General features: G+C 67.7%; 4 protein-coding genes. 3 read left to right on the forward strand and 1 reads right to left on the reverse strand.

Annotation, left to right across the window (positions count from 1 at the left end; translation table 11 throughout):
• The 3 genes from VFC51_18980 to VFC51_18990 all read left to right on the forward strand — a co-directional run.
• On the forward strand, positions 1-1,329 hold a 1,329-nt coding region (locus VFC51_18980), incomplete at its 5' end, for a UbiD family decarboxylase (GenBank protein HZT09112.1).
• Positions 1,326-3,530, forward strand: coding sequence for a xanthine dehydrogenase family protein molybdopterin-binding subunit (locus tag VFC51_18985; protein HZT09113.1), 2,205 nt, complete (start codon positions 1,326-1,328; stop codon positions 3,528-3,530). The genes VFC51_18980 and VFC51_18985, both read left to right, overlap by 4 nt.
• A 224-nt stretch (positions 3,531-3,754) precedes the next feature.
• Complete coding sequence (locus tag VFC51_18990) at positions 3,755-5,650, forward strand: methyl-accepting chemotaxis protein (protein HZT09114.1); 1,896 nt, start codon at positions 3,755-3,757, stop codon at positions 5,648-5,650.
• Here the strand turns inward: VFC51_18990 and VFC51_18995 are convergent.
• Positions 5,616-5,900: OB-fold domain-containing protein (locus tag VFC51_18995; GenBank protein ID HZT09115.1), on the reverse strand; the 285-nt coding region annotated here is incomplete at its 5' end. The two genes, VFC51_18990 and VFC51_18995, sit on opposite strands and share 35 nt — an antisense overlap.

Here is a 5,900-nt window from a genome sequence, read left to right on the forward strand (position 1 = left end):
GAGAGCGGCCACGGAAAGGCGCCCGCGATTCTTTTCGACGATGTGCCCGGCTACCCGAGTGGCTTTCGTACGCTCTATGGGCAGTTCTCGACCATCAACCGCATCGCGCTCACCCTCGGTTTACCAATGGAGCGGGAGCGAAAGGTCGACGTCGTCCGCGCTTACCACGAGCGAATGCGGAGCATGACGCTGATTCCTCCGCGCGTCGTGGCGACGGGGCCGATTCTGGACAATGTGCTCACCGGAGACGACGTGGACGTGCTCCGGTTTCCGGTTCCCGTCCACCACGAGCGCGACACCGCCCGATACATCGGCACGGCAGACCTCGTCGTCACGCGCGATCCCGATTCAGGCTGGTACAACCTCGGCGCGTATCGCGCGCAGGTCTACGACGGCAGGACCGTTGGCTGCCAGATTACCGAAGGAAAGCATGGCCGGATCCACCGAGACACGTATTTCGAGCGCGGCCAGAGCATGAAGGTCGTCATCGTCTGTGGCCAGGACCCGCTGTTGTACATGCTGTCCGCGAGCCCACTCCCCCAGGGCGTGTCCGAGTACGACTTCGCGGGCGGCCTTCGGGGTGAGCCAATCGACGTCATCGAGGGTCCGTACACGGGCTTTCCCATCCCCGCTGACGCGGAGATCGCCATCGAGGGCGAGGCGATTCCGGGCAATTCTCGGCCCGAGGGCCCGTTCGGGGAATGGATGGGCTACTACTCAGACGACGTCGTTCCGCGCCCGTGTGTCGACGTCAAGACGATTCTCTATCGCAACGACCCGATCCTGACGTGCGCGCCTCAGCACAAGCCGGTCGATGAGACCGGGCTGCTGAAAGGAATCGCAGGGTCCGCGGAGATCTGGAAGGCGCTCGAGGCGGCGGGGCTGCCGGGCATCCTCGGCGTGTGGAATCACGAAGGCGGCCCCGCGACCCGCTTCACGGCGATCCAGATCCGCCAGCGGTACCCGGGCCACGCTCGCAACGTGCTTCACGTCGCTTCCAACTGTGCAGCGGGCGCGTACAACGGGAAGTGGACCGTCGTGGTGGATGAGGACGTCGATTGCTCCGATCTCGATCAGGTCCTCTGGGCCATGTGCACGCGCTTCGATCCGGTCACCGACGTGGACGTGATTCAGAAGGCATGGTCATCCGGCCGCGATCCGATGTCGCTTCCCGGCAACTTCAACAACCGGATCCTCATCGACGCCTGCATTCCCTACGACCGAAAGCTCCGGGATGCCTTCCCCCCGGTTGTCGACGTAAGTCCGGCGCTCCGGGCAGGGCTCCGGACTCGATACCATGACGTGTTTGCCCGGTTCCTGACGCAGTGATCGGCGAGGCGGCCGTTCGCATCGACGGGGTCGAGAAGGTCACCGGGGCGGCGACCTACGCCGCGGACCTCGTCCGTCCAAACACCCTCCACACGCGGATCCTTCGCAGCCCTTGGCCGCACGCCCAAATCGTTTCTCTCGATGTGTCGCGCGCGCGTCGCCTGCCCGGCGTCCACGCGGTGCTCACGGGGGCAGACGTGCCGGACGTGCTCGTCGGGCGCTCGATGCGGGACATGCCCGTGCTGGCGCGCGAGCGTGTCCGCTTCGTGGGCGAGAAGGTCGCCGCGGTCGCGGCGGAGAATCCCGAGATCGCCGAGGAGGCGCTCGGGCTCGTCGAGGTGGCATACGAGCCCCTGCCCGCCGTGTTCGATCCGCTCGCGGCGATCGAGCCGGGCGCGCCGCTGGTGCACGAGCCTGCCTGGGTTCGGGCCCACAAGACTCCACAGCAGAAGGTCGCGGACTATCCCAACAGCGTGTCGAATCCCATCTTCGGCGCGAGCGCGGCCGAGATGGATGACGCGCTGAAAAGCGCGGATTTCGCCTTCGATCACACGTTTCGCACGCCGGTCCAGCACCAGGGTTATCTGGAGCCACACTGCTGCACCGTGGAGGTGGACGCCCAGGGGGTGGCGCACATCTGGGCGTCCAACAAGGCGCCGTACTTGCTGCTCGACTACCTGCGGGAAGGGCTGGGACTCTCCCGGGAGCAGGTCGAGATTCACCTCATGCCGCTTGGCGGAGACTTTGGCGGCAAAGGGTCATTCATGGACATCCCGCTGACGTACTTCCTCGCGCGGGCGACCGGCCGGCCCGTCCGCACGCTGATGTCGATGACCGAGGAGCTGACCGCTGGAAACCCGCGCCACTCCGCCGTGATCCGCGTGCGAAGCGGCTTTGACCGGTCGGGCCACCTTGTTGCGCGGTGGACCCAGACCTACTACAACAGCGGCGCGTACGCGGCCTTCAAGCCAGCCCTCGACGCCACGCTGCCGCGCGTGCTCACCGGCGGCCTGGGCCCATACACCGACGTGCCGATCTGGCGGGTCGAGGGCCACATGGTCTACACGAATACGGTCCCATGCGGGCACATGCGCGATCCCGGCGCCATTCAGCCCCTCGTGGCGATCGAGCAGCATATGGACCTGTGCGCGCGCGAGATGGGGATCGATCCCCTCGAGATTCGGCTCATCAACGCGCCCGTCACGCCGAGGAAGCCCGACCGCGGTGGCGCTGGCGTTCGGCCGATGGCGCGGGAGGTGCTGGCGACCGCCGCGGACGCCATCGGCTGGGCGAGACCCAGGGAGCGCGGCGTTGGGCGGGGGATCGCGTTGGTGGACGTGACGAATAGCCCGGCCACCGACTACACCGTGCGCTTAATCGTCGCGCGGGACGGGTCGGTCCTCGTGCACACGCCCATCATCGAGCAGGGGTCGGGCATGCTCACGGCCTTCCAGCAGATGGCGGCCGAAGGCATGGGCGTGTCGGTCGACCGCGTGCGGGTCGTTCAAACGATGGAGAACATCGAGTACGACCGGGGCGTGGGTGGGAGCCGGATCACGCGGGTGGTCGGGAAGATGATCGGCGTCACGTCCCAGCGCATGCGGGACCGTCTTGCCGACCTGCTCGCGGCCGAGTTCGGCCACGATCGCGCCCAGATCGCCATCGAATTCGACGGGTTCCGCACTCCGGATGGTCGGTTGCACACCGTCGCCGACGCGGCGAGCCTCGCCCCGTCGGAGCTCGTGGAGCTGTTTCGGTACACGCCATCGTCGGGAGACATCGTCGACACGTATGAGGCTGTGGCCGTGGAGGTCCACGTAGACGATGAAACCGGTCAGCTCAGCCTCCGCCGCGCGGTCAGCGCCATCGAGGTTGGGAAAGTCATCAACCCGGTGATGCACAGGGGTCAGATCGATGGCGGGCTGATTCAGGGCCTCGGCTACGCCCTCATGGAAGGGATCGAGTTCGACGATGGGCGCGTGACAACGGCGAACCTGCATGAGTACAAGCTGCCCACCGTCGCGGACATACCGCCGTTCGACTCCATCGTGCTGCCCCCCGAGCCGGCGCTGGGGATCACGCCGATCGGCGAAGGTCCCAATTGCGGCATGGCGGCGGCGGTGGCGACCGCGGTGATCGATGCGGTCAGTCGGTCGGCCCCGCTACCGGTCCGTCCCGAAGATCTGCTCGCTGCACAGTAGCCGGGCGCCGCCCCTCCGCTCGCTGAGGCTCGCCCCCCCAGGATGTCGCGGTGCTGAATGTTGCCGCGGGAGCTCGCAGTCTGGTCGTCGGGGCTCGTGCCTCCGCGGCGGGTGAGCGTCCAGGCCCTTCTCCTCCGCGCGCCTATAATTCCGAGCGCCCCGCGGGCGGACGTGAACGAATTGGCCAATCTAACAGGAGATACCGTGCACAGTTCGGTTGGTCGATGACGGGCCTGACTCCGGGCACTGGTCCCGCTCCGCGGCTCGATCCCATGGACGCCCACGCCCGGAGCATTGCCCAGGTCAATCAGTTCATCAACGCGGATCTTCCCCTCAATGCCTGGGCGCTGCCCATCATCGTGCTGCTGTACATCCTCTACCCGCTTCCGTTCTTGCCGCTGATCGCCGTGCTCGTGGTCGGGAACATGGTGGTCCTCGTCCTGGCCCAGCGCGCCTTGCGGCGCGGCCATCTCGAGGCCTCGGTGACCATGATGTGCCTCAGCTTGGCCGTGATCTGCCTATTTCTCATGTTCTTCGCACCGGAGCTATTCCCGATGGTGGCGGTGCTCATGGTCCTGCCGGTGGCGCTGGCGCTGCCACATCTCGGCCGCCGCTCGCTCCTGCGGCTGATGCTGGCCGCAACGGCCATCGCGTTGATCGTGAGCGCGCTGTCCCTCCGCGTCGATCCGTTTGGGGTCCTGGCGGTCGTGCCGTCGCAGGTGGTACGCCTGATCAACGTCGGGCTCGTACCCGTCATCGGCGGGCTGGTGTTCTTCGTGTTGTGGCAGTACAGCGGGCGGCTGGACGAGACGCTTGCGCAGGTGCAGAGCTACAACGCCGCCCTGCGGGAATCGGAGCGGGCCCTCGCCCGCCGCGTCGACGATCTGAGCGCTCTGGGGGGGCAGGTCGCCGCGAGCGCGGCGGCCATCACGACTGCGTCGGTCCATCTCGCCCGCGCGGCGCACCAGGCCGAGGGGGCCACCGCGCAGATCGCGAGCTCCACTCAGCACCTGGCGGATGGCGCCCAGCAACAATCCGACGGCGTGTCGCGAACGGCTCACTCTATCGACGAGATGTCTCACGCGATCGACGAGCTGGCCGACGGGGCACGGGCCCAGGCGGGCGCCGTGGGCACGTCGGCGGAGGTAACTCAGCGTATCACCACGGCGATCGCGCAGGTGGCGGCGCATGCCCAGGCGAGCAGCGTGGCGGCGCGGGAAGCGACCCTGGCGGCTGAGGCCGGCGCTCGCTCCGTGGACGACGCCATCGAGACGATGGGCCAGGTCGCGGAGGCGGTGCGAATCTCGGCCCGGCGCGTCGCGGACATGGGAAGCGCTTCGCGTCAGATCGGCGACATCGCGGCGACGATCAGCGACCTGGCGGATCGCACCACGCTCCTCGCGCTGAACGCGGCAATCGAGGCGGCGCGGGCCGGGCAACAGGGACGTGGGTTCGCGGTCGTGGCGACCGAGGTGAAACGGCTGGCCGAGCGCGCGGGCGTCGCAACGCGCGAGGTTGCGCAACTCGTGCAGGGCATCGAAGCCGCGGTCGACCAGGCCGAGGCGGCCAGCTCCAACGCCGAGTCCGAAGTCGAGGCAAGCGTCAGCCACGCCGCGGTCCTCCGGGAAACGCTGGCGTCGAGCCTCGTCGCCGCGCAGCTCGCGAGCCGACGCGCGGAGGAGATCTCCGACGCCGCGCGGGAGATCTCAGGCGCGGCAGACGATTTGACCGAGGCGATGCGGGTCGTGTCCGAAATCGTGGACCGCAACACGGCGGGGGCGGAGCGAATGGCGGCTGCCTCCGCGGAGGTGTCACGATCGGTCGAAAATATCGCGAACGTCAGCGACGACACCAGCGCGGCGGCCGACGAGCTATCGGCCGCCGCGGAAGAGGTCAACGCCGAGGCGCAGGGAGTCGCTCGGCTGGCGCAGTCGCTCAGCGAAATGGCGCAGGGCCTGCAAGAGCTGGCGACGCAGTTCGGGGCGGGTCCTCGCCCTGCCCTGCAGATGACTGGCGCGAGTGCGGGCGGAGGTGCTGTGGTTGGAGACGGCAAGCCCGACGTATGGTCGCCCGCGCAGCGCGCTTCTAACTCTTCGCCGGCTGGAACTTCGGCAGGCTGAATTCGGGCGTCACGTCGTCCCAGACCACCTCGACGCGCATGCCGATCTTCACGTCCTGCGGATCGATGTTGATGACGTTGCTGTTCATGCGCCAGCCCTCATCCAGCTCAATGATGGCGAGGACGTACGGCACGTCATCGGCGAACGCTGGGTGCGCGGGCTGATACGAGATGGTGTGGGCGTAGACCCACCCCTTTCCCGTGGACTCGACCCACTCCAGCGTCCCGATGCCGAAGCAGTCGGGGCCAGG

It is taken from the genome of Chloroflexota bacterium (genome assembly GCA_035652535.1).
In the GTDB taxonomy this organism is placed as follows: domain Bacteria; phylum Chloroflexota; class UBA6077; order UBA6077; family SHYK01; genus DASRDP01.

Coding starts and splice junctions, on each gene's coding strand:
- VFC51_18990 (HZT09114.1), top strand. CDS start 3,755: ATGACGGGCCTGACTCCGGGCACTGGTCCCGCTCCGCGGCTCGATCCC.